General features: G+C 46.8%; 19 protein-coding genes. 10 read left to right on the top strand and 9 right to left on the bottom strand.

Annotated features, from left to right (window positions below; translation table 11 throughout):
* Nucleotides 1-272: 272 nt before the first annotated feature.
* Together AAKU64_RS18950 and AAKU64_RS18945 are read left to right on the top strand one after the other, a co-directional pair.
* Nucleotides 273-1,037 (top strand): ZIP family metal transporter, encoded by a 765-nt coding sequence (locus AAKU64_RS18950; protein WP_354362683.1) that lies wholly within the window; start codon nucleotides 273-275, stop codon nucleotides 1,035-1,037.
* Between the two features lie 69 nt (nucleotides 1,038-1,106).
* Nucleotides 1,107-1,877, top strand: coding sequence for a C1 family peptidase (locus tag AAKU64_RS18945; RefSeq protein WP_354362682.1), 771 nt, complete (start codon nucleotides 1,107-1,109; stop codon nucleotides 1,875-1,877).
* 143 nt (nucleotides 1,878-2,020) lie between these two features.
* Here the strand turns inward: AAKU64_RS18945 and AAKU64_RS18940 are convergent, their stop codons facing one another.
* From AAKU64_RS18940 to AAKU64_RS18930, 3 genes are all read right to left on the bottom strand, one after another.
* A complete protein-coding gene (locus AAKU64_RS18940) occupies nucleotides 2,021-2,878 on the bottom strand; it encodes a sulfurtransferase (RefSeq protein ID WP_354362681.1) in 858 nt (285 codons plus the stop codon).
* An 11-nt stretch (nucleotides 2,879-2,889) separates the two neighbouring features.
* A complete protein-coding gene (locus AAKU64_RS18935; protein ID WP_354362680.1) occupies nucleotides 2,890-3,855 on the bottom strand; it encodes a DMT family transporter in 966 nt (321 codons plus the stop codon).
* Nucleotides 3,856-3,974: 119 nt separating this feature from the next.
* Nucleotides 3,975-5,084 carry an aromatic ring-hydroxylating oxygenase subunit alpha gene (locus AAKU64_RS18930; RefSeq protein ID WP_354362679.1) on the bottom strand — a complete coding sequence of 370 codons (1,110 nt, stop codon included), beginning with the start codon at nucleotides 5,082-5,084 and terminating at the stop codon, nucleotides 3,975-3,977.
* Between the two features lie 678 nt (nucleotides 5,085-5,762).
* Between AAKU64_RS18930 and AAKU64_RS18925 the strand changes: the two genes are divergently transcribed.
* A complete protein-coding gene (locus AAKU64_RS18925; protein WP_354334253.1) occupies nucleotides 5,763-6,695 on the top strand; it encodes a lipase family alpha/beta hydrolase in 933 nt (310 codons plus the stop codon).
* A gap of 176 nt (nucleotides 6,696-6,871) precedes the next feature.
* Nucleotides 6,872-7,840: a lipase secretion chaperone gene (locus tag AAKU64_RS18920; protein ID WP_354362678.1), complete on the top strand. Its 969-nt coding sequence runs from the start codon at nucleotides 6,872-6,874 to the stop codon at nucleotides 7,838-7,840.
* Nucleotides 7,841-7,856: 16 nt separating this feature from the next.
* Here the strand turns inward: AAKU64_RS18920 and AAKU64_RS18915 are convergent, their stop codons facing one another.
* Both AAKU64_RS18915 and AAKU64_RS18910 read right to left on the bottom strand, forming a co-directional pair.
* Nucleotides 7,857-8,555: a phytanoyl-CoA dioxygenase family protein gene (locus AAKU64_RS18915; RefSeq protein WP_354362676.1), complete on the bottom strand. Its 699-nt coding sequence runs from the start codon at nucleotides 8,553-8,555 to the stop codon at nucleotides 7,857-7,859.
* 13 nt (nucleotides 8,556-8,568) lie between these two features.
* Entirely contained in the window at nucleotides 8,569-10,803 is a 2,235-nt protein-coding gene (locus AAKU64_RS18910) for a DUF1631 family protein (RefSeq protein ID WP_354362675.1), read from the bottom strand.
* 438 nt (nucleotides 10,804-11,241) lie between these two features.
* Here AAKU64_RS18910 and AAKU64_RS18905 point away from each other — a divergent pair, with 438 nt between their 5' ends.
* The 5 genes from AAKU64_RS18905 (at nucleotide 11,242) to AAKU64_RS18885 (ending at nucleotide 18,344) form a co-directional block, all read left to right on the top strand.
* Nucleotides 11,242-11,514, top strand: coding sequence for an exodeoxyribonuclease VII small subunit (locus tag AAKU64_RS18905; RefSeq protein WP_354334248.1), 273 nt, complete (start codon nucleotides 11,242-11,244; stop codon nucleotides 11,512-11,514).
* Nucleotides 11,511-12,398, top strand: a complete 888-nt coding sequence (locus AAKU64_RS18900; protein ID WP_354362673.1) for a polyprenyl synthetase family protein — start codon at nucleotides 11,511-11,513, stop codon at nucleotides 12,396-12,398. Before AAKU64_RS18905 ends, AAKU64_RS18900 begins: the two co-directional genes overlap by 4 nt.
* A 3-nt stretch (nucleotides 12,399-12,401) precedes the next feature.
* Nucleotides 12,402-14,294, top strand: a complete 1,893-nt coding sequence (gene dxs, locus AAKU64_RS18895) for a 1-deoxy-D-xylulose-5-phosphate synthase (protein WP_354334244.1) — start codon at nucleotides 12,402-12,404, stop codon at nucleotides 14,292-14,294.
* 154 nt (nucleotides 14,295-14,448) lie between these two features.
* A complete protein-coding gene (locus AAKU64_RS18890; RefSeq protein WP_354334243.1) occupies nucleotides 14,449-16,647 on the top strand; it encodes a prolyl oligopeptidase family serine peptidase in 2,199 nt (732 codons plus the stop codon).
* Between the two features lie 392 nt (nucleotides 16,648-17,039).
* On the top strand, nucleotides 17,040-18,344 hold the full coding sequence (locus tag AAKU64_RS18885) for a cellulase family glycosylhydrolase (RefSeq protein WP_354334241.1): 1,305 nt from the start codon (nucleotides 17,040-17,042) through the stop codon (nucleotides 18,342-18,344).
* A gap of 175 nt (nucleotides 18,345-18,519) precedes the next feature.
* On the opposite strand, the gene AAKU64_RS18880 is transcribed toward AAKU64_RS18885, so the two are convergent.
* On the bottom strand, nucleotides 18,520-19,071 hold the full coding sequence (locus AAKU64_RS18880) for a cob(I)yrinic acid a,c-diamide adenosyltransferase (protein ID WP_354334239.1): 552 nt from the start codon (nucleotides 19,069-19,071) through the stop codon (nucleotides 18,520-18,522).
* A gap of 377 nt (nucleotides 19,072-19,448) precedes the next feature.
* On the opposite strand from AAKU64_RS18880, the gene AAKU64_RS18875 reads away from it, so the two are divergent.
* Complete coding sequence (locus AAKU64_RS18875; protein WP_354334237.1) at nucleotides 19,449-20,339, top strand: LysR substrate-binding domain-containing protein; 891 nt, start codon at nucleotides 19,449-19,451, stop codon at nucleotides 20,337-20,339.
* 38 nt (nucleotides 20,340-20,377) lie between these two features.
* Here AAKU64_RS18875 and AAKU64_RS18870 read toward each other — a convergent pair whose 3' ends face one another.
* From AAKU64_RS18870 to alaC, 3 genes are all read right to left on the bottom strand, one after another.
* Nucleotides 20,378-22,777, bottom strand: a complete 2,400-nt coding sequence (locus AAKU64_RS18870) for a putative bifunctional diguanylate cyclase/phosphodiesterase (RefSeq protein WP_354362672.1) — start codon at nucleotides 22,775-22,777, stop codon at nucleotides 20,378-20,380.
* A gap of 296 nt (nucleotides 22,778-23,073) precedes the next feature.
* Nucleotides 23,074-23,976, bottom strand: coding sequence for an aldo/keto reductase (locus tag AAKU64_RS18865; RefSeq protein WP_354362671.1), 903 nt, complete (start codon nucleotides 23,974-23,976; stop codon nucleotides 23,074-23,076).
* Between the two features lie 149 nt (nucleotides 23,977-24,125).
* Complete coding sequence (gene alaC / locus AAKU64_RS18860) at nucleotides 24,126-25,370, bottom strand: alanine transaminase (protein ID WP_354362670.1); 1,245 nt, start codon at nucleotides 25,368-25,370, stop codon at nucleotides 24,126-24,128.
* Nucleotides 25,371-25,693: the final 323 nt, after the last annotated feature.

The raw sequence follows: 25,693 nt of genomic DNA, 5'->3' as shown, positions 1-25,693 counted from the left end.
TGAAGACAAAATCACTAAAAAAGCATCATTTTATTTTTTAAAAATTCAACCTTTGCTGAAACGGCTCTGATTAAGGCTGTCATGCAAAGGTCTCAGTTAATCTAATTTTTTCCAAGTTACGGTTTGAGGCAACGTATGAACGAGGACGAAGAAACATAAAAAAATTTGGCTCCGACTCCATTTGCACAAATCCTCGCGCTGTGTTCTAATTTGCAACCCAGTTGCACTTGTGTGCATTATTGTCTGATTCGAGGCTTAAAATTCATTCCACGTTGTTATCCATTCTCTTTGCCACCACGATTGCCGGTGTGCTGAGCATTACTGCTGCGGCGATTTTTTCGTTTTCGCTTTTATCTAAAATGGTCGAGCGTATGGTCAGTTTGTCGGTTGGCATTATGCTGTCGACCTCCTTACTGCATGCATTGCCAGAGGCTTTTGAATCTGGTGCTGATCCGCGTACCTTATTTGGGTGCTTGCTGGGCGGCTTGCTGGCGTTTTTTTTGCTGGAAAAATTTGCAATTCTGCGGCACTCCCATCATCACGAAGGTGATGGGCATCATCACGAGCATGGACATGATGCACACGAGGCTGGTAAGGCAGGCTGGATGATTTTGGTAGGCGATGGCTTACATAATTTTACGGATGGAATCCTGATCGCTGCTGCATTTTTAGCCGATCCTAAACTAGGTCTGGTCACTGGTCTGGCGATCATTGCGCATGAAATTCCGCAAGAGATTGGTGATTTTATTGTGTTGCTGAATGCCGGTTTTTCGCGCGCGCGAGCCTACATGTATAACCTGATATGCAGTCTGATGGCGGTGATTGGTGGCGTACTTGGCTTTTATACTTTAGGTAGTGCGAGCAACCTGATCCCCTACGTGCTGGTATTTGCATCATCCGGTTTTATTTATATTGCATTGAGTGATTTAATGCCACAGATGCAGCGTCGCGCGACCTTGCGTGAAACGATTCCGCAAATTATTCTGATCGCGTTAGGCGTAGTGCTGGTGCTGTTTGTGACACAACACCGGGCTTAATTTTTTCTATGTGCTGAGTATCGTTGTAGACTGATATCTCTGGCAATCATGATAGAGAAGAGGAATAACATGGTACAAAAAATTGCGGGCTATGGTTGGTTGCCTGACTTACCAGATCATCGTGATCATCGCTTTGATGTCCCGCCCAATTATCTGCCCCGGTTACCGAGCAAAATCGATCTGCGCCCACACTGCCCCAGTGTTTTTAATCAAGGTGATCGTATCGGTAGTTGTACCTCTAACGCTGTCTGCAATGCCTTCCGCTTTAATCTGATCAAACAAGGCATACAACGCCCGTTTATGCCATCGCGTTTATTCGTTCATTACAATGCTCGCGTGATGATAGGGACGCAGCGGCAAAACCATGGGGCACAAATCCGTGATGCAATTAAGAGTGTCGCTAAACAGGGTATTTGTCGTGAGAGCAGCTGGCCGTATATCGCAAAAAAATATGCTTTAAAACCGCCACGCGCCGCATATGCGGAGGCGCTGGAACATCAGGCGATCAGCTATCAGCGTCTGCAACAAACACTCGATCATCTGAAAGTATGTCTGGCAACAGGTCATCCATTTGTGTTCGGCATCACTCTATACGAGGGATTTGAATCGGAGAAAATGGCAGCGCGCGGCGTGCTGGGAATGCCAAAAAAAGATGAGGGGCTAGTTGGCGGACATTCGGTATTGGCGGTCGGTTATGACGATAAAACAGAACGCTTCACGGTGATGAACTCGTGGGGTGCAGACTGGGGCAAGCAAGGATTTTTTACTGTGCCTTATGCATATTTGATGGAGCACAATCTGGCGGCAGATTTTTGGACTATTCGGGCAGTAGAAGGCTGAGCGTGGATTATTCCGACACGATCAGCGTCCATATGAAAATATACTCCCATTAAGTATAGTTAGACTGTCCATATAATCATTGGACAATAAGGCTATTTATACTTTTTTTAAGGGGAGTATCTTATATATCATCCTAAAAATACTTATCCTGCATCACCGGTAACATACGGCCGCGCAGGCTCTGCACACCACTCGCTCCACGATCCCGGATATAAAGCAGCGCCCGGCAAACCCGCGATTTCCAAAGCTAACAAATTGTGGCAGGCCGTCACGCCTGATCCGCATTGCATAATCGCCTTGCTGGCATCTGGCACAATTGCACTCCATTCGGCCTGTAATTCTTGCGGTGATTTGAAGCACCCATCCGCTTGCAGATTATCTTTAAAAAAACGATTTTTTGCGCCGGGAATATGGCCGCCAATCGGGTCCATGGTTTCATTCTCACCGCGAAAACGGTCTGCCGCGCGGGCATCCACCAGCGTACGCGAGGCCGTAGCAAGGTTAACCAGCACGTCACCGACGTTGACGCTGCTGACCAGACTAACACCTAAGCTAATGCTGCCACGCGCTGCCTCTGGCGCTTTATCCGTAGTTGGCAAACCTTGCGCCTGCCACGCGGGCAAGCCGCCATCCAATACCGCAACCGCTTTATGTCCAACCCAGCGCAACATCCACCAGAGACGGGCGGCAAACATGCCGCCGTGTGCATCATAGGCAATGACTTGCGTAGAATTATCAATTCCCCAGGCACGCAAGATGCGGATGAAATCTTCTTTTTCCGGCAATGGATGCCGCCCATGAAAAACGCCATTGGAAGATAATTTAGGGCCCGACAATTGGTTATCCAGGCTGGCGAATTTAGCACGCGGGATATGCGCCGCATCATAAGCTTTTTTACCCGCGCTGGCGTCCAGCAAATCATGCCGGCAATCTAAAATGACCCAATGTGGATTGTCAATCTGGGCGGATAAGTCCGTGGCAGAAATCAGTGTGGTATGCATGCGTACTCCTTTTATTCAGTCGCTATAGGGTCGATGGCGATTACTGGTTTGTTTCTGGCATTATAGAACGTCGCAATCAATCCACTACTTAAGATCACAGCAATGCCTAACCAGCTCATCCAACTTAATGCATCGTTCCACAATAACAGATCCCAAATGCTGGAGAATACGATGCCGACATATTGTAAATTGGCGGTGACCAAAGTATTGCCAAGGCGATAGGCGCGTGTCATCGCAAATTGGGCTGAGGCCGCAGTCAAGCCTATGGTAATCAGCAGCAAAAAGCCTTTGATATGATGCGCATGCCAGCCAGCCGTAAACGAATGTGCAGCTAAGTTGCTACTGCCGGCATCCTGACCAAGCCCGTAGTCCAACCCGTAAGTCAGTCCATTAATCATTGTGCCGAACAAACCGGCAATGGCGCAGGTGAGTGAAAAATAAAATACCACACGATATTCTGGCTCCCCCATCAAACCCATCTGACGCACTTGCATGTAAGCCAGCGCAGCGAGCATTCCAGAGATGAGCGCCACGATCCCACCGACCATCTGATCTGCATGCATGCTGGGACGTAGCAACAATAAAACGCCGATAAATCCCAAGGCAATGGCTGCAAGCAAACCCCATTCAATCCGCTGCTTTCCCTTTAACCATGCCCCACCAAACAAGATCGCGGCAATCCAGATCGGTGACATGTAATTGAGCGTCACCGCCATCGCCAACGACAAACGGCTGATCGAATAAAACCATAGCCACAAAGCGATCACGCCTACCGTGCCGCGCCACAAATGATGACCTGCCATGCGAGTGCGCAAACTATAGCCTTGCGTTCTCACCAGCAAATAAATCATCACCATCCCGACCAAGCCGCGATAAGCAACGATTTCAGAAGTTGAATATGTATCCGAGGCGAGCTTGACGCATACGCCCATGATGGAGAATAAAAAGCTGGCTACCAACATCCACAAAGACTGCATTTATTTGATCCCGGTTCTTTTTCACTCTTTTAATCGGTCTGATAATTGATGTAGTAATCGACAGCCTAAAAAGGAGTAACAAAAAATTAAGGGGAAGCTGCGGCTTCCCCTTCATTTTTTTAAAACTGTATTTTGCGTCGATACCACTCATGAAAATGCTGCATGCCATCTTCCATCGGTGATTGATAAGGACCAACTTCGCTGACACCACGGTCTAGCAAAATTTTGCGCCCCGCATCCATGCGCAAAGCAATCTCATCATCCTCAATACAGGTTTCCATATAAGCAGCGCGTTCAGCCTCGATAAATTCACGCTCAAACAGGACGATCTCTTCGGGATAATAAAATTCCACTACATTGCGTGTTTTACCAGTCGCGGTCGGCCATAAAGTCGATACCACCAGCACATGCGGATACCATTCGACCATGATGTTCGGGTATAACGTTAACCAGATCGCACCGTATTTTGGTGTTTCACCGTTACGAAACTTGAGGATTTGCTCTTGCCACGCCTGGTATTTAGCAGAACCGGATTTGAGCAGGCCATTATTCACGCCGACCGTTTGTACGCTATAGTCCTCACCAAACTCCCAGCTTAAATCATCACAAGTGACAAAACTCCCCAAGCCCGGATGAAATGGTTCGACATGATAATCTTCCAGATAAACTTCAATAAAAGTCTTCCAGTTGTAATCACATTCATGCACTTCTACATGGTCTAGCATGTAGTCGCTGAAATTGAGGTCTTTGGTGACGCTGAGCTGCCCCATTTTTTCCATCACGTTGTAGCCGTTTTGCTCGAATAATAAACCGTTCCAGTTTTGCAGCGGCGTGCGTGACAGATTAAGGCAAGGCGTGTCCTCAAAATGCGGTGCGCCAATCAGCTCACCTTTTAAGTCATAGGTCCAGCGGTGTAAAGGGCATACGATATTGTTGCTGTTGCCGCGACCATTGAACATCAGTGCTTGCCGGTGGCGGCAGACATTGGACATCAGCTCAATTCCGTTAGCGCCGTCGGCATGACGCACCAGCATGCGGCCTTCATTCTCAGCGACGAGCGTAGCAAAATCGCCGACATTGGGCACCATCAGTTCATGACCGACATAGCGTGGGCCAGACTGGAAGAGTTGTTTGATCTCGCGTTGCAACAGCGATTGATCAAAATACACATGAACAGGAAGTTGCGCGTCGGAGCGCGCGAGTTTGGAAAAAGAAGCCAGATCGGACATCCCTACCCCCCAAATTAATTTGCACCAACCTAAAGGAGAAAGAATCCACAAAAACCTGCTTTTAACTGCTGATCGTGATTAAGAAAACGACGATCTCCAGCGAAAAGCTCACACAACAATAATGAAGAGGAAATTTTGGACAAGACCGCGGATTATACCTGAATCGGCTTTATCGGGGTGCTCTGCGGCAAATTAGACTTTTTTTGATTTCAAAATAAGCAAAAAGAAATCAAAAAGTTAGCGTTGTTTGTTGTGACAAACCGACGTTGCAAGCAACAAAACGACGGATCAATCAACTTTAGTGACAATCTTCTAATTTTTACTTATCGGCAAGATAATCAGGTTTAAAACCTGGCTTAAGCAAACAGGCGTAAACAAAAACACCAGCCATCGCCCTATATTTTTAGTCGCAAAGTGCCTAAAAACGATCCAGCAAGCATCAATAAGCTTTCATTCGCCATCGATTAATTCATCTCATCAATGTTCAATCAAAAATGGGCTGACTTCATTAAATTTGCATTTCAGCGCGATTTTTATGCTGCGCTGCGCCTTGCTTATTGATTAGGCAAAACCTAGTCTGAAAATCCCATTTTTTTAAAAGGAGCGACAGTAAAGGACAAATGACATTGTCCGGTTTCATTTTGGCTATTTGAAAAAAATAATTTAAGAGACAAAAAAATGAACAAAAAAAGATTGAAAAAAATCGGGGCATTGCTAGTTGGATTGGCAATGCTTCCTACAGCATCATGGGCTTCTGGTTACACAGAAACAAAATATCCCATCGTGCTGGCACATGGTTTGTTTGGCTTCGATAACATCGGTCCTGTGGAATATTGGTATGGCATTCCATCCGCTTTACGCTCTGACGGCGCCAAAGTGTATGCAACCCAAGTCTCCGCTGCGAATAGTACCGAAGTAAGGGGCGAGCAATTACTGACCCAGGTCAAACAAATCATTGCGGTCACTGGCACCGGCAAAGTCAATCTGATTGGACATAGCCACGGCGGCCCGACCGCACGTTATGTGGCATCCGTCCGACCTGATCTGGTGGCATCGGTGACCACCGTAGGCGGCGTCAATCGCGGCTCCAAAGTGGCTGATCTGCTGCTGGGAATCGCACCTGATGGCTCGCTATCAAACGCAGTAGTTGTGTCGATCACCAATGGCCTGGCAAATATCATTAACTTCCTCTCTGGCGGCAAAGGTTTAACTCAGGATTCACTGGCAGCAGCAAAATCATTGAGTACGGCAGGATCACTCAAGTTCAATGCTTCGCATCCAGAGGGCGTACCAACTAGCGCCTGCGGTGAAGGTGCCTACCAGGTCAACGGCGTATCGTATTTCTCCTGGAGCGGTGCCAAGGCCTATACCAATGTACTCGATCCAATCGATCCGGCATTAGCCTTAACTTCGCTGGCCTTTGCGGGCGCAAAAAATGACGGATTAGTCGCAAGTTGCTCCGCACATTTAGGCAAAGTGATCCGTGACGATTACGCGATGAACCATCTGGATGAAGTGAACCAAACAGTCGGCCTAGTGAATATTTTTGAGACCAATCCGGTGACGCTGTATCGACAACACGCCAATCGCTTAAAAAATTTAGGGCTATAAAATTAACTAAATTCTATTGCGTCTACAATTTTAAACATCTAAGGCGGATAGCGTGCATCAAATACGACCATGAGTTGTTATTTGATGTACGCAACTTGTTAGCCGCTAATTGACTTCTCCATCTCCGTAATTTTTACGGAAGCAGGAGTGACCACATCAGAATGTTGATCGAGATAATGAGAATACAAAAAAGCTACGCCACCATCACTATCGCATCCATCGTCATCGCTGTATTCACGATGCTGCAACTACGTACCGACCCGACTACAAATATGCGCTCAGAACAGGTGTCGAGCGACAAAGATTCGTTCGCATTTGTGCGCTCTATGGATGGCACTCAGGTTGACGGTCAGTTACAACAAGCAAGCACCGATGTCTTAATTGTCGATGCCGGATTGCGCCGCATGTTCGACTATTACTTAGCGGCGACAGGCGAAAAAACTTTGCCGGAAATCCGTGCAGAAATAGAAAAAGAACTAAGTAAAAAATTAGGCCCCAAAGCGGCAGCACAAGCTAAAGATCTGCTAAGTCGCTATCTGGATTACAAACTAGCGCTGGCAGAAATAGAAAAAAATCCTCAACTAGTGAATCCTACAAATGCCGGCTATGACAGCAATAAAATGACATCTGCAATCAAAGCACGGCTAGCAGGCATGCAAACTTTAAGGCAGCGTTATTTCAATCAAAACGAAAATACTGCATTCTTTGGCTTTGACGATGCCTACGACACCGACGCGATTACGCGACTGGAAATCGCACAAGATAAAAATCTGAACAACGTACAAAAGCAACAAAAATTACAAGCGCTGGACGCGGCCATGCCAGCAGCACTGCGGGCAGAAAAAGAAGCGCCTTATCAAATCATACGTATGGAAGAAAACGTCGCAAAAATGCGCGCGCAAGGTGCAAGCGACGACGATATTTATCGTATGCGAGCAGCAGCAACCACACCAGAAGCCGCCGCACGATTGGCTGATCTGGATAGAGAAGATACAGATTGGAAAAACCGGATTGCTACTTATCAGGCGGAGCGAAATAAAATCATCAGCAATGGAAAAAACGACACGGAACAAATGACGGCATTACAGCAAATTCGTGATCAGTTATTTGATGCGAATGAGCAGAAACGTCTGGGGGCTTATTAGTGAACGAGTAGGCGACTCATATCGCATATCGCCAATTTAATCCATGACTCAAAATGGTTGGCCCATAAACAAAATGCAGTACTCGCCTTTTACTTTCGCCTGATGCTTTTGATGATGCATGCAATAGAAGAGGACTCATTATTAAAGCCCCGCCTTTCTCAACGGGGCAAATAACTTCTCCCATACGATCACGCGTCTCTATAGCGGCCTGGTTGGATAACCGACCATTTTTATGTGACATCGGAACAACGCGCAAGGGGCCGTCAGTTAGGTCGCATTCATCGATATGCAAACGTACGGCAACCAATTGACGCAACATTTCATTAGTAGGCTGTACAAAGACCAATCCTTCTTTTTCAGACCAAACCGTTAAATCGGGATGAGTTATTCTCTCCTTGACTGGGATATTAAGATCTTGATGTAAAGGGACTAGCCAATTTTGGTCTTTGGACTTTTCAAAGTAAGTACATTGCACTGCGACAGCGTCCAATGCCAAGAATGGTCTAACCAGAGAGTGTTGGCGAATACGCAGAGCTAAATCGGAGCACCAAAGAAAATCTAGTAATTGGCGGGTTCCTGCGGTATTTTTTTGTAATTGAGATAGTACGAAATCGAGGTCGTTCAAAGTACACGAATCTAATAACGGTAGAGTTATAGCAAAACCATTATTTACAAATAAGTCTGTATCTTCAGTTGGAAAAATTCGTGCTGCCATTAGCAATGAAGCCCTAATTCGCCAGCTCGTTTTCTCGCTCAGCAACCTCTTCCAAGGCTTCGCTGAGAGCGCGATCAACTAATTTATCGAGTACCAAAATTTGTGCACGTTGTTCGCGAAAAGTCTGTTCCAGCTCTTGTGCAGATAAGGAGAAAGATTTCTCTTTTTGACTGGCGGTAAAGATGTACAGACTGCGCATAGGACTAACCCAGGCGAGTCTGGCTTTGTGAGTATCTCCGCTCTTCTTCGTAAATTGCAACCAAATGCCGCGCTCCAGATTTGCGACTACTTCGGCGGCATTATCAGCAGAGACATCTTCCGCGTGCAGCTTCTGTAACTCTTGTGCCTCCTGAGCTTCTGCCTGATTACGTTTTTCCAGGCGACGCTCAGCGGCTAACTGCGCAGCTTCGACTGCTATTTCTAACTGCTTTTCTGGGGACAACTCTAAAGGAGCACGAACTATCGACGCATGGCATTCTGCGAGATCAGCAAAAAATAGAGCGCGGTCAGCATCTTCCCATTTAATCAGACTCAGCCACTTATTTAGCCTGGCTAAAATCGCCGGCAGACGGTTCAATAATTCTTGGCGTTGTGGCAAAGTAATCTTAGGTTTAACGCTCCAGATTAAGTCATCCATCGTTTTGATAGCGTCTGTCACAGCATGTGGTTTATCTTCTTGCACGCTGTAGGCCAGTGTTAGTACTTTAGTCCAGCGGTTTTCTAAAAAGCTTTCAACAAAAGCGACTACCTCGCCAGTACCGACTCGCAAAGCAACTTCATTATTGGCGGCTATATTGGCCTGTTTGAACTTCTCTTTTTGCAGCGCACGTTTGATCGGCTCTTGTAAAGCTTTTGCGCTGGCTTCTTCTTCTTTTGCGACAAAGTTTTCTAAATCAGAAACCACTTCGTCAAACAAACCCATTTTATGGTCAAACTCGTTTTGTACCCGACTCACATTGTGCTGCATTGCCTGGAACAGCGGATCAGCTTGTCCTTTGCTTTGATCCCAGGCCACGCTCTGCTGCGTGAGCAGATCGATCATGCGGCGTGCTGGATGCGCTTCTTGAAAGAAAAATTCTTTATCCATCAACGCAGCTTTAAGCACCGGGATTTGCAAGACGCCAATCAGCTCTTTAATCTGTCCCGGTATTGATGGGTTATGAAAAACCGTATCAAATATTTTAGACAGCAAATCGAGAGTAGTTTTTTCTACGCTGTTGTTACTCGTCAGTTCCGGCATTTGCTCCCGCATTTGCGACAGACGCATCATGTCTTGCGCACCAGCCACCAACTGGCGAATCGCCATCGTCTTCTGTAAATTTTCCAGATAATGGAAAAGTCGGGTATCGGTTTCTGGCTGGCTGGCTTGAGCGCTAGCAGAAAACTGCTGGCGATATTGCAGCTGATTTAAATCAGTTTTTTGATCGTCTTCATTTTGATTAGCTGATGGATCAGAAGAATTTTTTTCTAAAAAAATCTTCTTCAGTTTTTGACTTAAATCTTTTTTATCAACTTGAGCAGGCGCAATCGCAGATTGAATATTTTCGGTCTTTTTAATCCGATAAGATTCATGCAATTCAGTCAAAATGCCCTGACGTACCAAAAACTCATTTAAGGCCTGCAGAATTGGCGACAGATCAAACAGAATATCTGCCCGCAGTAACGGCAAAATTAACGGATGCGTATGTGGATCAGGATTAAATTTAGACCACGCTGCATGGATCACGCGTAAAAACACTTCCGGCCTGAATGGATTTTGCGCAACGCTCAGAGTATCGGTCTCTGTGACACATGCCAAACGCATACCTAATGCGGCTAGTTGCTCAGCGCTCGCCAGCTCTAACGCACGGCTAGCACGCCCAAATGCTAGCTTTTTGTCCATCTCTTCGTATGACACTAGTGTCAGAGCGATATCTTGTTGCTCAAAATGTTCTTGTTTAGGCTTATTTGCCAAAGACAAAGCTTGAATTTCATTACGGAAAGCGATCTCAATATCAGCCGAACATAAGTAATAAAAAGCATAGCCATTGTTCTTTAACAACTGACCAGAGTTAAAACTGAGATTAGCCTCACGAGCATCACTGACTTGCTCGGATGCTGCAAAAAAAGCGTTCGCCAAGCGTGCGGCAAATGCATCTAATTGCGCGACTACCAAATGCGTCGCCTGCGGAATCAGCGCACGCAAAATCTCCGCACGCGCTAACGGTGCTTTCTGAGACTGCCGATAATCGGGCGACTGTGATGACATGGAACTCGTTGTTAAAACACGTTGTTAAGATAAATTATTAGTAAAGAATTACCGTCTGCAACCTAAATCTGATCGATAAGCCAACTAAATAAAATACTCAGAAGTTGCTTTGAAAGAATGAAGTAGTGTAATGCTTTGTGAGTAGTCTGTGCACAAACTTGCATCACACAAACACTACAATTTGTTTGACTGCACATTGACTATATACGATTAATTTCCATGTGGAAATGTTTGAATCGCAATTTCAGCTGCTTTTTTAAGTAAATTCTCTTTTTTGCGATATCAAAAAAACAAATTCAATAAGCGCATAAAAGTGAATAATCCCGATACAGAAAGGATAGCTCTAAAAAAGCTGCTAATTATGCCAACTAAGCTGATTATCAACTGGGTTTGCACTAAAATGCGGGGTTAGACTCAATTTGCTCTTCAAGACTACCTATGCCAAAAAAATTACCCTCCATCGGACAACCCGGTCAGAACGATCAGCCAACTTCTTTCGAAGCAGCGATGTCGGAATTATCAGAACTGGTCGCCCAGATGGAAGCTGGTGAGCTGCCTTTAGAAGCCTCCGTCACGGCTTATCAACGTGGTTCTGAATTAATTAAATACTGCGCAGGCCAACTCGACAAAGTAGAACAGCAGGTCAAAGTACTGGAAGCTGGCATGCTGAAACCTTTCGTTGCAGATAATTCTGGCGAGGCCGATGCATGAGCGCGCATTTTCAGGACTGGATGAAATCCACTCAGCAGCAATTTGAAGTCTTATTAGCTAGTTTTCTACCAAGCACCGATGCTATACCAGCAAAATTGCATGAGGCTATGCGTTACGCCACTTTAGATGGCGGCAAACGCGTGCGCCCTTTGTTAGTGTATGCCGCCGGTTTTATGTTTGATGCCCCAGCAGATTTATTGGCGCGTGCCGCCGCCGCATTAGAAATGATTCACGCTTATTCATTAGTACATGACGACATGCCCTGCATGGACGATGACGCTCTGCGTAGAGGCAAACCGACTGTGCATGTCAAATATGATGAGGCAACTGCCCTGTTGGTTGGTGACGCGTTGCAAGCACAAGCTTTTTTGGTCTTGGCAGAAGCAGAGAGTGAATCTTCACGGCAAGTTGCCATGTTGCGTTTGCTGGCACAAGCCGCTGGGTCAATCGGTATGTGCGGCGGTCAGGCGATTGATTTAGCCAGCGTCGGTGTCGCCTTAACAGTAGGCCAGCTAGAACAGATGCACCGCCTAAAAACAGGCGCATTGCTGCGTGCTTCAGTCATCATGGGCGCGATGTGTGGCAAGACTCTATCCGCGGCGGAAGTCGCTGCGCTTGATGCATACGCCAGCGCAATTGGACTGGCATTTCAGGTAGTAGATGATGTGCTGGATGCCACCGCAGATTCTGCCACCTTAGGTAAAACTGCTGGCAAAGATGCCGCAGATAACAAGCCGACCTACGTATCCTTGCTAGGTTTGGAAGCGTCACAAGCGCTGGCAAAAAAACTATGCGACGACGCCCATGCTGCGTTGTTGCCCTTTGGAGAAAAAGCACACATCCTGCGCAACCTAGCAGATTTGATTGTGCAGAGGAAGGCGTAATTTATGACCACAACTAATAATACAAATACTCTGTTAGACAGCATTAATTCTCCAGCCGACTTACGCAAGCTGACACGTGCCCAATTAAAACCGCTGGCCGACGAGTTGCGTCATTTTGTCATTGATTCTGTGTCTAAAACAGGCGGTCATTTATCGTCTAATTTAGGCACTGTTGAACTCACCATCGCGCTGCACTATGTATTTCAGACACCGGAAGATCGTCTGGTCTGGGATGTGGGTCATCAAACGTATCCACATAAAATTCTAACGGGTCGTCGTGATCGCATGCATACCTTGCGCCAGTTAAATGGTATCTCTGGTTTTCCGCGCCGGGTTGAGAGCGAATACGATACGTTTGGTACAGCGCATTCATCGACATCGATTTCTGCTGCGTTAGGGATGGCTTTGGCGGCAAAAACCAAAGGCGAGGATCGCCATTCTGTTGCCATCATTGGCGATGGCTCGATGACCGCCGGCATGGCGTTTGAAGCCTTGAATAATGCGGGTGTCTACGACGATATCAATTTACTGGTGATCCTGAACGACAACGATATGTCGATCTCGCCTCCAGTCGGTGCACTTAACCGTTATCTGGCACGTCTGATGTCTGGTAAATTCTATGCAGCAGCACGAAATGTCGGTAAATCGGTACTGCCAACGCCAGTATTGGAATTAGCCAAACGGTTTGAAGAGCATGCAAAAGGCATGATCGTACCGGCGACGATGTTTGAAGAATTTGGTTTTAATTATATTGGCCCGATTGATGGTCATGATCTGGACTCTCTGGTACCGACGCTACAAAATTTAAAGAATCTCAAAGGTCCCCAATTCCTGCACGTAGTCACCAAAAAAGGCCAGGGCTATAAATTAGCAGAAGCCGATCCAATTCTTTATCACGGCCCTGGCAAATTCAATCCTGCTGAAGGCATTAAGCCCTCTACTACGCCTGCCAAACAAACTTATACGCAAGTCTTTGGTAATTGGTTATGCGATATGGCTGCCGCTGATCAACGCTTGATTGGCATTACCCCAGCGATGCGCGAAGGTTCTGGCATGGTGGAATTTGAGCAAAAATTCCCTGACCGTTATTACGATGTTGGCATTGCAGAACAGCATTCTGTTACGTTTGCCGGTGGCATGGCATGCGAGGGGCTCAAACCTGTCGTTGCGATTTACTCCACTTTTTTACAACGTGCTTATGATCAGTTAATTCACGATGTCGCGTTGCAAAATCTGGACGTTACTTTCGCCCTGGACCGAGCGGGACTGGTCGGTGCTGATGGTGCAACCCATGCCGGCAATTATGATCTGGCTTATCTGCGCTGCATCCCTAATATGGTCGTGATGGCCGCCTCGGATGAGAATGAATGCCGTCAAATGTTGTCGACTGGCTTCCATTATCCAGGCCCGGCGGCTATCCGTTATCCACGCGGCGCCGGGATTGGTGCAGCCATCAATTTAAAACTCAGCACCCTGCCGATTGGCAAAGGCGAAATCAAACGTAAAGGCAAGAGCATCGCCATTTTGGCATTTGGCTCCATGGTGCAGCCGGGATTAAAAGCTGCAGAAAATCTGGATGCCACACTGGCAAATATGCGTTTTGTCAAACCGCTAGATACGGCATTACTGGCAGAACTGGCCAACACCCACGACGTGTTAGTCACGATAGAAGAAGGCACTGTGATGGGTGGCGCAGGCTCCGCAGTCGCAGAAGCAATGGCAGAAGCAGGAATTACCAAACCATTGCTGATACTCGGATTACCAGATCAATTTGTCGATCATGGTGATCCGGCATTACTGCTCGCAAGCTGTGGTCTGGATGCAGCGGGAATCGAGGCCTCAATCAAAAAACGCTTCGGAGCAGAAGCACTGAAGCTAGTAGCAAATAATCAGTAATGAAACGAAATAAAAAAGCGAAGCCAACAAGCTTCGCTTTTTTATTTCTGATAGATGAAACTCTTTAGTCTGAAACTATTCCAATTAAATTAAGTCCAAATCAGTCAAACCAAGCTCAACAATTTTTGCGTATTAAATAAGGGAGAAATAATTTATGTCGAAGAAAAATTTATGTTCATTAAAAATCAATGCGGTTGATGTTGCGTTTGCAGTTGCTGGTTTGAGTTTATTGATCTCTGCTGGCTCGGCAATTGCCGCAGATAAAACTGCGCCGCCAACGCGAGTCGCTGAAGTCACTGACACTTATGGCGATATCACCGTGAAAGATCCCTATCGCTGGTTAGAAAAACAAAGCGATCCTGCGGTACATCAGTGGAGCGTGGCACAAGATAAACGCACACGACAATATTTCGACAGCCTGCCATTTCGCAAACCCATATTTGAGAATCTAATGGCGCAAATCTCCGCCACATCCAGCTCTTACTATGATTTGCATACCGCTGGCGACAAAGTGTTTGCGATGTATAACCAGCCGCCAAAACAGCAGCCTATGATTGCAGTGCTGACGAATGCGGCGGATCCTGCACAAGCTAAAATTGTCCTCGATCCAAACCTCATCAATACCAAAGGCACGACTGCAATTGACTGGTTTGTGCCATCGCACGATGGCTCTAAAGTCGCTGTATCGATGTCTGAAAATGGTAGCGAAGATGGCTCTGTGCACATCATTGACGTCGCTACCGGCAAACAAATCGACAAGCTGATTCCTCTAGTACAGTACCCGACTGGCGGCGGTAGCGTTGCGTGGAAAGCCGATGGTACCGGCTTCTGGTACACCCGCTATCCGGGCAAAGATCAGGCTGCGAATCGCCAGCATTTTTACCAGCAGATTTACTTCCATAAAATTGGTAGTGATCCTTCAAAAGACGCGTATGTCTTAGGAAAAGACTTTCCTAAAGTGGCAGAAATCGCGCTCGACAGCCATCAAAATCCCAATTATGTAGTCGCCTCAGTTGCCAACGGTGATGGCGGCGAGTTTGCGCACTACGTGATCAGCCAGGATGGCAAGATCAAGCAAGTCAGCCGGTTTGAAGACAAGATTGTTGCAGCCACTATTGGCTCGGACAACGCCATATATCTAGTCTCCCGCAAAGACGCACCACGCGGAAAGCTCTTGAAGTTAGCCTTGAACGATTTAGATCTGACGCACGCCAAAGTGCTGGTGCCGGAATCTGAGGCAGTAATCCAACCTGGTGGAGAGTTTGGCGGCTCCCCTGTCATCGTCACAAAAAATGCTTTATACCTGCGCGAAATTATCGGCGGACCATCACGTGTTGCGATCTATGATCATGACGGAAAATCCTTAGGCAATCTGCCATTGCCAGATGTAGCGACCGTGGATGAGATCGATACCTTAAGTGACGGCTCATTACTGTACTCAGTTAAAACCTATCTGACACCACCCTACTATTCTCGTTACGATGAGAAATCCGGTAAGTCAGAAGCCACCAAATTAGCACAAACTAGCGCCACTTCTTATGACGACACAGAAGTTGTCAGAGAATTTGCAACATCCAAAGACGGCACCAAAATCCCATTAAATATAGTCCGCCGCAAAGGTATTAAATTGGATGGGACTAATCCTGTTTTGCTTAATGGCTACGGCGGTTATAGCGTCAATCAAACGCCGCGCTTTTTAAGTCCCGCTACACGTCTGTGGCTGAATGCGGGTGGTGTGTTCGTGATCGCTAATCTGCGTGGCGGTGGTGAGTTTGGTGAGGAATGGCACAGCAAAGGCGCGCTGACCAATAAGCAAAATGTGTTTGATGATTTTACGGCAGCGGCACAATACCTGATCGCTCAAAAGTACACCACTAGCGAACATATGGCCAGCATCGGCGGTAGCAATGGTGGTCTGCTGATGGGTGCGGTGTTTACCCAACACCCGGATTTGTTTAAAGCTGTGGTATCGCAAGTCGGCATCTACGACATGTTGCGGGTAGAACTAGACCCCAATGGCGCCTTCAATACCACGGAATTTGGCAGCGTCAAAAATCCAGATCAGTTGAAAGCCTTATACGCCTATTCGCCATACCACCATGTTCAGGATAGAACGACCTACCCGGCAATTTTCATGGCAACTGGCGAAACCGATGGCCGCGTTAACCCTATGCATTCGCGCAAAATGATCGCTCGTTTGCAAGCAGCGACTGCGGGTAAACCGGTCTACCTCAGCATCAACTCACATGCCGGTCATGGCATCGGCAGTTCTTTGTCAATTAAAGCCAACCAGACTGCCGACGTGTATGCATTTTTGTTTGACCAACTGGGTATGACTTTCCCGGCCAAATAAACAGCCCGTCTGACCTAAGTCAGAACAATGTTAAAAACATGTAAATAAAAGCCACGCTGCCTTTTGGTCAGCGTGGCTTTTTTGTGACATTACGCACGCTACCAGAGCGCCCGATAAATATACTCCAATAGGGTATATTTTAATCGTCCAGATAATTCCTGGACAAATCGACTATTTTAAATAATTTTATGAGGAGTATATTGTTTAGGCGGTTAATTTTATAAAGTAAACTGACTATATCTCAACGAATCATATGCCAACAAAACTTGATACTTGCACAAGCCTATCATTATCAATACACTGATGAAAATTAATCAACATTTGCTTATTTAACATGACATATTAATTTTCAATCCCAGGATTTTTTCCCGCCATCTAACCAGGTAAAGATAATGACATTTTGCAAAAAAATTGTATCAGGCATGCTAAAAACCGCAGGGGTAGTGCTCGCCTCCAGCCTTATAGCAACACAAGCGTTTGCTGGCTGGAGTGTCAGCGGCACTCAGGTTATCGATCCCAACGGATCGAATTTCATTTTCCGCGGTGTTAATTTTCCTTACGCCTGGTTCACATCCAAGACCACGCAAGGCTTAAAAGACATTGCAGCAACCGGCGCCAATTCGGCACGTATTGTTTTACAAAATGGTACGCAAGGCGGCACGCGCAGCAGTGGATCGGATATCAGTAATATCATCAGTCAATGCAAAGCCAACAAATTGGTCTGTATTTTAGAAGTACACGAAGCCACTGGCTGGGGTGACAATGCTAACGCGACTACCATTTCGCAAGCAGCTGATTACTGGGTCAGCTCCGACATCAAATCCGCGATCGTCGGACAAGAGAATTATGTGATTGTAAACATCGCTAACGAACCGTTTGGTGGCAATGTCTCTGCCTCCACCTTCGTCAATGACACATCCAACGCGATTAAAAAATTACGCAACGCTGGCCTGACTCATTTGATCATGATCGACGGTCCAGGCTGGGGGCAAGATCCTTCTTACTACATGCGGGATAATGCGCCAACTTTGTACAATGCAGATACCCTGCATCGATTGGTGTTCTCTGTGCATATGTATGAGGTGTATAACAATGCATCACGCATTCAACAATATTTATCCAGCTTCCAATCCAAAGGATATGCCCTGGTTATTGGCGAGTTTGGCACAGAAAATAACGGCGCCAATGTTGATGAAACCTCCATCATGCAATACGCGCGTGACTATGGCATTGGCTACTTGGGCTGGAGCTGGAGTGGCAACGGAAGCTGCTGTACAAAACTCGATATCGTCAATAATTTCGTCGCTAGCTCATACACGACTTGGGGTAATTTTCTGGTGAACAGTAGCAACGGTATTAAGGCGACATCCAAATTAGCCAGTAACTTTGGCGGCAATTCTTCTGGCGGCACCACCACTGTTGACCAATGTAACTGGTACGGCACCAAGTACCCGATTTGTAATAACTCGAACAATGGCTGGGGCTGGGAAAACAATACCAGTTGTGTCGGCCGCTCTAGCTGCACTGCTCTGCCATCGCCCTATGGCGTGGTCAAAGCTCCCACCCAATGCAACTGGTATGGAAAAACTTATGCGCTATGCAAAAATACCAGCAGTGGTTGGGGCTGGGAAAATAATCAAAGTTGCGTCGCTCCCGCTGATTGCGCTGCATTAAAAGCACCGAACGGACCTTATTGAGATACATCACATATGATTAGTGCACGATTAATGCATAATTCATGCACAATTCATGCACGATTCATAACGCATAAAAAACACCCGAGGTTTTTATTAACCTCGGGTGTTTTTCAATTTGGACGGAGGGCAATTAATACTTACACAGCCGCAGTCAAAACACTTAAACCGAGCTTGATCAACGCTCGCGCTCTTTCTCCCACAACACATCACTACCGCCAGCATACCGATTTAACACACGCGACAAAACGAACATCAGATCAGACAGACGATTCATATATTGTCGTGGTTGATCATTAATTGCCTCGGCTTTACCAACACTAACAATAGCTCGCTCAGCGCGGCGGCACACGGTGCGGCAAACATGCGCAACCGCTGCGGCACGTGATCCACCTGGCAAAATAAAATCCTTCAGCGGCTCCAGATCGGCATTGTAGTGCGCCAATAAGGTATCTAAGCGCGCTACTTGTGCATCGGTGATCATGGTGTAACCGGGGATACATAGCTCCCCTCCCATATCAAACAGATCATGTTGGATCGACACCAATTCACGCTGCATTTGCGGCGGAATATCTTCGCACAACAACACACCAATTTGCGAATTAAGCTCGTCCACATCGCCCATCGCATGTACGCGTAAAGCGTCCTTATCAACACGGCTACCATCGCCCAAACCTGTCGTACCAGCGTCACCCGTGCGGGTGGCAATTTTTGAAAGTCGATTACCCATAGCAAAAAATTTATTAAGTGAATGATGTCAGGAGGATACGGCAAAAAATCAAAGAACGCATCATCCCAGATTTTCCGTTAGAACAGCGACAAGTGTGCCTTTGGCGGACTGCCTGGCTAGACGTGACGACGACGCAAGCTGCATCTTGCTAGGAGGAGCAACAACGCCAGGCAGTTCGCCAAAGGTGCAATTGTCGTTGTAGCGCTTGCACTCATATCGCAGTGTTGTTATTTCCCTAAACGCCTCATACCACACCTGCATTGATAAGGAGTGATAGCGGTCTAATGGAAAATCTGGGATCATGATGAAGCAAAGCTAGCCTATCTCCTCAGGCAGGAGAATTTCTCGCCTGCCAATGCATACAATTCGGAAAAACAATGGCAACAAGATTACCTCCAGTACACGCTCTGTCTGCTTTTGAGGCAGCCGCTCGTCATGCCTCATTTGCAGTTGCTGCCGAAGAGCTTTGTATTACCCCTTCGGCTTTATCGCACCGCATTCGTTTGCTGGAAGAACATTTATGTGAACGAGTTTTTGTGCGTGAAGGACGGAGTGTCACACTGACCGAATTTGGCCGGCGTTATCTGGATGTGGTGCGGGTCGCTTTGCGTACTTTGTCCGACTTCCCATTACCGAATAAAACAACGCAGAATCAGTTACGCGTCAAAATCACCTTGCCGCCGACGTTTGCGCGCTACATGTTTATGCCGCGTTTAGCCAGCTTTACCAAAGCGCATCCCGAAATTGAAATTGAGATTTTTTTATTTGTACCACTATACGATTTAAGCTTGTCAGAGAGCGATGTTGAAATACGGTTTGGTGCGGGCGAATATCCGAATCTCGTGACTAAAAAATTATTCGTCGAGCCATCGTTTGCCGTCGCCAGCCCAGCTTATCTGCAAACCATACCGCCGCTGTTGCAACCCAGCGATTTGCGTCACGCGAGCTTATTACGTTCAGCATTAGAACCTTGGCAACCATGGTTTGAAGTAGCAAAGCTAGATTGGGCGGAACCTACCACAGGCTTGCGCATTGACGATCTTGGTTTGCTGTTAGAAGCGATTAAACATGGTCACGGTGTAGGCTTGACGCGTCAGCATTTTGCGCAGGAATTAATCGAGCAGGGAGAAGTCGTGCGCCTGTTCGACACGCAACTAGCGACGCCACCGCATGCGTATTATCTGGTGCATGAAGCACAGGCAATTATGCGGCCGGAGGTGCAAGTATTTATCGACTGGATGCAGCAGACCTATTTGAATACGATATAAATACTGACATCCCTAGATTTACTCGTATATGCGGATGCTTAATGTACATTAGGTACATTGGGTACATTGGGTAGATTCGGTGCATTCAATGACTTCAGTTCGCCCTGTGCTTTCTCTTCTTGCTGCGTCAGCCAGGTCTCAATTGCAGTCGGGCGGCTGTATAAAAATCCTTGCAAGGTTGCACAACCGCTAGCGATTAAAAAGTCGGCCTGTTCTTTGGTCTCCACACCCTCCGCCACCACCCGCAAACCCAAGTGATTTGCCATCGACAAAATCGATTGCACAATCGCAGTGTCGTTCGGATCGGCGGGCATGTCTTGTACAAAGCTACGATCAATTTTCAGCTCATACAAAGGCATTTTTTTGAGATAAGCAAGACTGGAATAACCGGTACCAAAATCGTCAATAGAAAAACGGATGCCCATCTTAGTCAGGGCGTGCATACGCTCTATGGTTTCTTGCATATTATTGATCAGCAAACCTTCTGTTACTTCTAGAATTAAACGTGATGCTGGCGCACCGGTCTGCATTAAGACCGACGCGACCTTTTCAACAAAATTAGCTTGCCGGAATTGTTTTGGGCTGACGTTAATCGAGAGAGAAAGCGGCCATCCTGCTTGCTCTAATCGGATTAAGGCGAGGCAACCCTGCCGCAACGCCCAGTCACCCAATTGCACGATCATGCCGCATTCTTCAGCAACGGGAATAAATACCGCGGGAGAAATCGGACCACGCTGCGGATGCGTCCAGCGCATCAGCAATTCTGCCCCCTCTGGCTGCCCTTGATGATTCACTTGCGCCTGCATTACCATCTGTAACTGCCCCTCGCTTAATGCTAGAACCAGATCGTGTTCTAAGATTAAACGCTGCTCAACTTCTGCCTGCATAGCGGATTCGAAAAAGGCAATCTGATTACGTCCGCCCGCTTTAGCACGATGCATTGCGGTATCTGCTTCGCGCAATAAGTCGTTAGTGTCTTGATCTGGTTTTGGAAGCAACGTCACGCCGATACTGCAACCAGAGTTATAAGTTTGCCCGTCGATCTCAAACGGTAAGGCGATCGCACTGCGGATTTTTTCGGCAACGGCCAAGGCAGATAATGCACCGACATTAATATCATTTGAAATATTCGAAATCAGTACAACAAATTCATCACCACCGATGCGCGCGACAGTATCGACCTCACGTAATAAGGTTTTAAGACGCTGCGTCACATGTAACAATAATGAATCACCAACCGCATGTCCGCGGGCATCGTTGATGTTTTTAAAATGATCCAGATCAATAAATAACACTGCGCTATTCAATCCAGTACGGCGTGCGGTTGCTAATAAAATATCCAGACGATCCACCAGCAAACGACGATTCGGCAGACCTGTCAGTACATCAAAATAGGCGAGCCGGTAAATATGTTCTTCTGCATTTTTACGATCAGTGATATCTCGCTCAACAGCAACCCAATGGGTAATTTTTTTCCGTTCATCTGAGATTGGAACAATATCAATCTCGACCCAAAATTCTCCACCCGATTTCGTATAGTTGATCAGCTCTGTATGCACGGTCTCACCACGATCAAGTGCTGCGGTGATACGATCAAGCTCATCAAATTGAGTATTCACACCATGCAACATTTGCGTAGTTTTACCCATTATTTCCGACAAGTGATAACCAGTTTTTCGCTCAAAAGCATCGTTCGCAAAAACAATCTGGTTCTGACTGCTTGAGTCAGAAACAACCTCCAAAATCAGCACCATGTCATTCAGACGTGCTAATGCAACAGCGTTTAGCCTCAGAGCTTCATTCGCGGTATGTAAACTAGCTTGCTGCTCCGTCAGCGAAGTCGCTATCGCAAGTTGCTCGATCAAAGACTGTTCCAGGCGTTGCAAAAGTACACCGCACGACACCGTAATGATGGAACTGATAAATGTGAAATTGAGTGTGATGACAATCCATTGTATTAATGGCTGGTCGCTTAGATGATCAATGTGAATGCTGGCGTTGGCAAGATAACCGAGCCCAAGCAAAGTCACTGCATTAACGACCAAAGCAATGATTGCAGGACGAAAACCAATCAGCAACGCCGTCATGACAGGGAAAGCTGTCAAATAAATCTGGCTGACGGGCCCTACTTTAATCAAGAACCAAACGCCCAACAGATACAGCAGTATGAGTAAGTTCCAGGCACGAAATTTGAAAGGTAGTTGTGGCAAGCGCCACAAACAACCGAGCCAGGTCAAAGCAATAAGATCAATGCTGACGACCGACCAGAGACCTTGCTTAATCGCAAGAGCCATACTGGGAATAGCCGTAACAGATCCCAGCACAAGCCCCATAAACAAAATGGCAGATAACACTTCTGCCCGCCATTGTTGTATGTCGGCCTGCCCCAGTTTAGGCTTATGTATATTGCGGCGTATCCATTGGAAGAAAGTCGTCAAGCTGCCCATCCGATTAAAAAAGGGTAAAGACTATTTTCAAGAAAACTGATAAGTAAGTTGTTATTTATACTCTTAAAAACTTAACACTTCCATCTTTAGCCAGAATTTACATTACGGTCGTGTTTGTTCTGACGCCATAAATTTCTGAAGATCATGCTTTCTGACTAGGGCTTGGTATCGGTTGCTATCGATTAAGGCTAGCAATTAAAGGCTACGAATTAAAGGCTACGAACTAAAGGCCACCAACAAGCAACTGTCGCACCCTACAAAATTTGCGTAGAACAAGGATGTCGCAATCAATCAACGTTTTTACCCGCAGATGCACACCACACAGAAAACCATTGCTCGCGGCTTAAATTGATACTACAAGCAGCAACAGCTTCACGCACGGCGGCAATACGTCCCGTGCCAGTTAATACAACAGGCTTAGACGGATGTCGCAAAATCCAGGCAATTGCGACAGTAGAAATCGATACATCCAACTGATCCGCGATAACTTTCAGCGCCGCGCTTACCCTCAAACCACGCTCGCTATCATCTTGCAACAAACGACCTCCCGCTAGTGCGGACCAGATCATCGGCGCAATCCCTAAGCGCTGGCACTGGTCCAGCGTACCATCGTGTAATGGCGGCAAATGCAGGGCCGACAACTCCACTTGGTTAGTCACCAGCGGAAAACGGGATGCCAGCAATTCAAATTGCGATGGCGTGAAGTTGGACACACCAAAATATTTGACTTTACCACTCTGCTGCAAGTGCTGAAATGCTTCCGCCATTTCATCAGCATTCATCAAAGGATCGGGTCTGTGTATCAGCAGCAAATCCAGATAATCAATCCGCATGTTGCGTAAGGAATTCTCGGCCGACGCAATGATGTGTTCACGGCTGGTGTCGTAATACTGAAGTTGATGCGCAGGCCGCTGATCAGACACCAACTTGATGCCGCACTTGCTGACGATCTCGATTTTATGACGTAACTGCGGTGCCAATGCCAGCGCCTCACCGAATAATTGTTCGCATTGATAATTGCCATAAATATCGGCATGGTCGGTGGTGGTAATTCCTGATTCCAGAGCCTGCTCAATAAAGCGCAGTCTTTGCTGTGGCGTCATCGCCCAATCTGCCAGACGCCATAAACCTAGTGTAATACGAGAAAACTCTGGGCCGGAAGAGGCAAGACGAATACGTGGTGTGGACATAAAATCTTTAAAAAATAAAAGGGAAGGGAGAACTTTATTCAACCACAAAAACAAGATCAGTCAGCGGCGCAAAGAATCTATTATTTCAGAAACGCAAAGAACGTAACAATGACGTTCTTTGCCAGCGTGAACTCGCTTTGATACTGCGCTTATGCTTCTACACCATCATCGCGAAACATCGTTTTCAGACCACGTAAAGCCTGGCGAATCCGTGCTTCATTTTCAATCAGGGCAAAGCGTACATATTCGTCGCCATACTCACCAAAACCGATACCAGGTGACACGCAAAGTCTAGCCTTTTCAAGAACTTGCTTAGCAAATTCTAGCGAGCCCAGTTGACGATAAGCTGGCGGAATATGTGCCCAGATATACATCGATGCTTTCGGAATATCGACCATCCAGCCCAGCTCGTGCAAGCCTTTTACTAAGACATCACGACGACGCTGATACTTGTCGCGTATCTCGCTGACGCAAGTTTGATCGCCTTCCAGCGCCGCAATCGCCGCTACTTGTACCGGCGTAAAACTGCCGTAATCGTGATAGCTTTTTATCCTTGCCAAAGCCGATACCAGCTCTTTATTACCCACCATAAATCCGATCCGCCAGCCTGCCATGTTATAGCTTTTAGATAGCGTAAAAAATTCAACAGCAACATCACGCGCACCCGGCACCTGCATAATTGAGGGCGCTTTCCATCCATCAAAAACGATGTCGGCATACGCCAGATCATGGACCACCAGGATGTTATGTTCTTTCGCTAGTTTGACGACGCGCTCAAAGAATTCCAGCTCGACGCATTGCGCTGTCGGATTGGAGGGGAAGCCGAAGATCATCATTTTCGGTTTTGGATAACTCTCGCGGATAGCACGTTCCAGTTCGGCAAAAAAATCCACGCCCGGACTCATGCGTATTGAACGGATATCGGCACCAGCAATCACCGCGCCATAAATGTGAATCGGGTAACTGGGATTGGGTACCAGCACGGTGTCACCCTTGTCTAGCGTTGCCAGCATCAGATGCGCAAGACCTTCTTTAGAACCGATGGTGACAATCGCCTCGGTGTCAGGATTTAGATCGACGTCATAGCGGGATTTATACCAATGTGCAATCGCGCGACGTAAGCGTGGAATACCTTTGGAAGCGGAATAGCCATGCGTATCAGGTCGTTGTGCGACCTCAACCAATTTGGCAACGATATGGGGTGGAGTCGCACCGTCAGGATTGCCCATCGACATATCGATAATATCTTCGCCACGACGGCGCGCCGCCATTTTTAGCTCGGCAGTAATATTGAAGACATACGGTGGAAGGCGATTAATGCGGGAGAAAGTATAACTGCGGCTTGGTGTCGTATCACCCCGGCCCGGCGGAGTAGTGCTATCAATAGTGGTCATGATGTATTTTCACGTAAGCGCCCGGATCCGTCCGAGCGACGTTGAAGCGTGTGCTTCATGGACGATCATAACCAGCACCTCTGAATCGCGCAATACTTTTTATTCGATCAGAAAAAGTAGGGGGAATGGCTAGCGCAAAATGTCTCATTTCGAATTTGTCCGCACATAACGAATAAATATACTCCCGATATGTATATTTTATTGTCCATATAATACTTAGACAATAAGGCAGGCGGATTCAGCTACGAAGAGCAACGGGAGGTAAGTTTTAGTGGGAGTATATCCAAATTATAAAAAACCTCAAACGGCGTTCGATAGCCGAG

The sequence above is a fragment of the Undibacterium sp. GrIS 1.8 genome (genome assembly GCF_040544445.1).
GTDB lineage: Bacteria > Pseudomonadota > Gammaproteobacteria > Burkholderiales > Burkholderiaceae_D > Undibacterium.
The sequence above is the reverse complement of the archived record's forward strand: the minus strand, read 5'-3'. Positions and strand labels throughout refer to the sequence as shown.

Coding starts and splice junctions, on each gene's coding strand:
- AAKU64_RS18945 (WP_354362682.1), top strand. CDS start 1,107: ATGGTACAAAAAATTGCGGGCTATGGTTGGTTGCCTGACTTACCAGAT.
- AAKU64_RS18940 (WP_354362681.1), bottom strand. CDS start 2,878: ATGCATACCACACTGATTTCTGCCACGGACTTATCCGCCCAGATTGAC.
- AAKU64_RS18935 (WP_354362680.1), bottom strand. CDS start 3,855: ATGCAGTCTTTGTGGATGTTGGTAGCCAGCTTTTTATTCTCCATCATG.
- AAKU64_RS18930 (WP_354362679.1), bottom strand. CDS start 5,084: ATGTCCGATCTGGCTTCTTTTTCCAAACTCGCGCGCTCCGACGCGCAA.
- AAKU64_RS18925 (WP_354334253.1), top strand. CDS start 5,763: ATGAACAAAAAAAGATTGAAAAAAATCGGGGCATTGCTAGTTGGATTG.
- AAKU64_RS18920 (WP_354362678.1), top strand. CDS start 6,872: ATGAGAATACAAAAAAGCTACGCCACCATCACTATCGCATCCATCGTC.
- AAKU64_RS18915 (WP_354362676.1), bottom strand. CDS start 8,555: ATGGCAGCACGAATTTTTCCAACTGAAGATACAGACTTATTTGTAAAT.
- AAKU64_RS18910 (WP_354362675.1), bottom strand. CDS start 10,803: ATGTCATCACAGTCGCCCGATTATCGGCAGTCTCAGAAAGCACCGTTA.
- AAKU64_RS18905 (WP_354334248.1), top strand. CDS start 11,242: ATGCCAAAAAAATTACCCTCCATCGGACAACCCGGTCAGAACGATCAG.
- AAKU64_RS18900 (WP_354362673.1), top strand. CDS start 11,511: ATGAGCGCGCATTTTCAGGACTGGATGAAATCCACTCAGCAGCAATTT.
- dxs (WP_354334244.1), top strand. CDS start 12,402: ATGACCACAACTAATAATACAAATACTCTGTTAGACAGCATTAATTCT.
- AAKU64_RS18890 (WP_354334243.1), top strand. CDS start 14,449: ATGTCGAAGAAAAATTTATGTTCATTAAAAATCAATGCGGTTGATGTT.
- AAKU64_RS18885 (WP_354334241.1), top strand. CDS start 17,040: ATGACATTTTGCAAAAAAATTGTATCAGGCATGCTAAAAACCGCAGGG.
- AAKU64_RS18880 (WP_354334239.1), bottom strand. CDS start 19,071: ATGGGTAATCGACTTTCAAAAATTGCCACCCGCACGGGTGACGCTGGT.
- AAKU64_RS18875 (WP_354334237.1), top strand. CDS start 19,449: ATGGCAACAAGATTACCTCCAGTACACGCTCTGTCTGCTTTTGAGGCA.
- AAKU64_RS18865 (WP_354362671.1), bottom strand. CDS start 23,976: ATGTCCACACCACGTATTCGTCTTGCCTCTTCCGGCCCAGAGTTTTCT.
- alaC (WP_354362670.1), bottom strand. CDS start 25,370: ATGACCACTATTGATAGCACTACTCCGCCGGGCCGGGGTGATACGACA.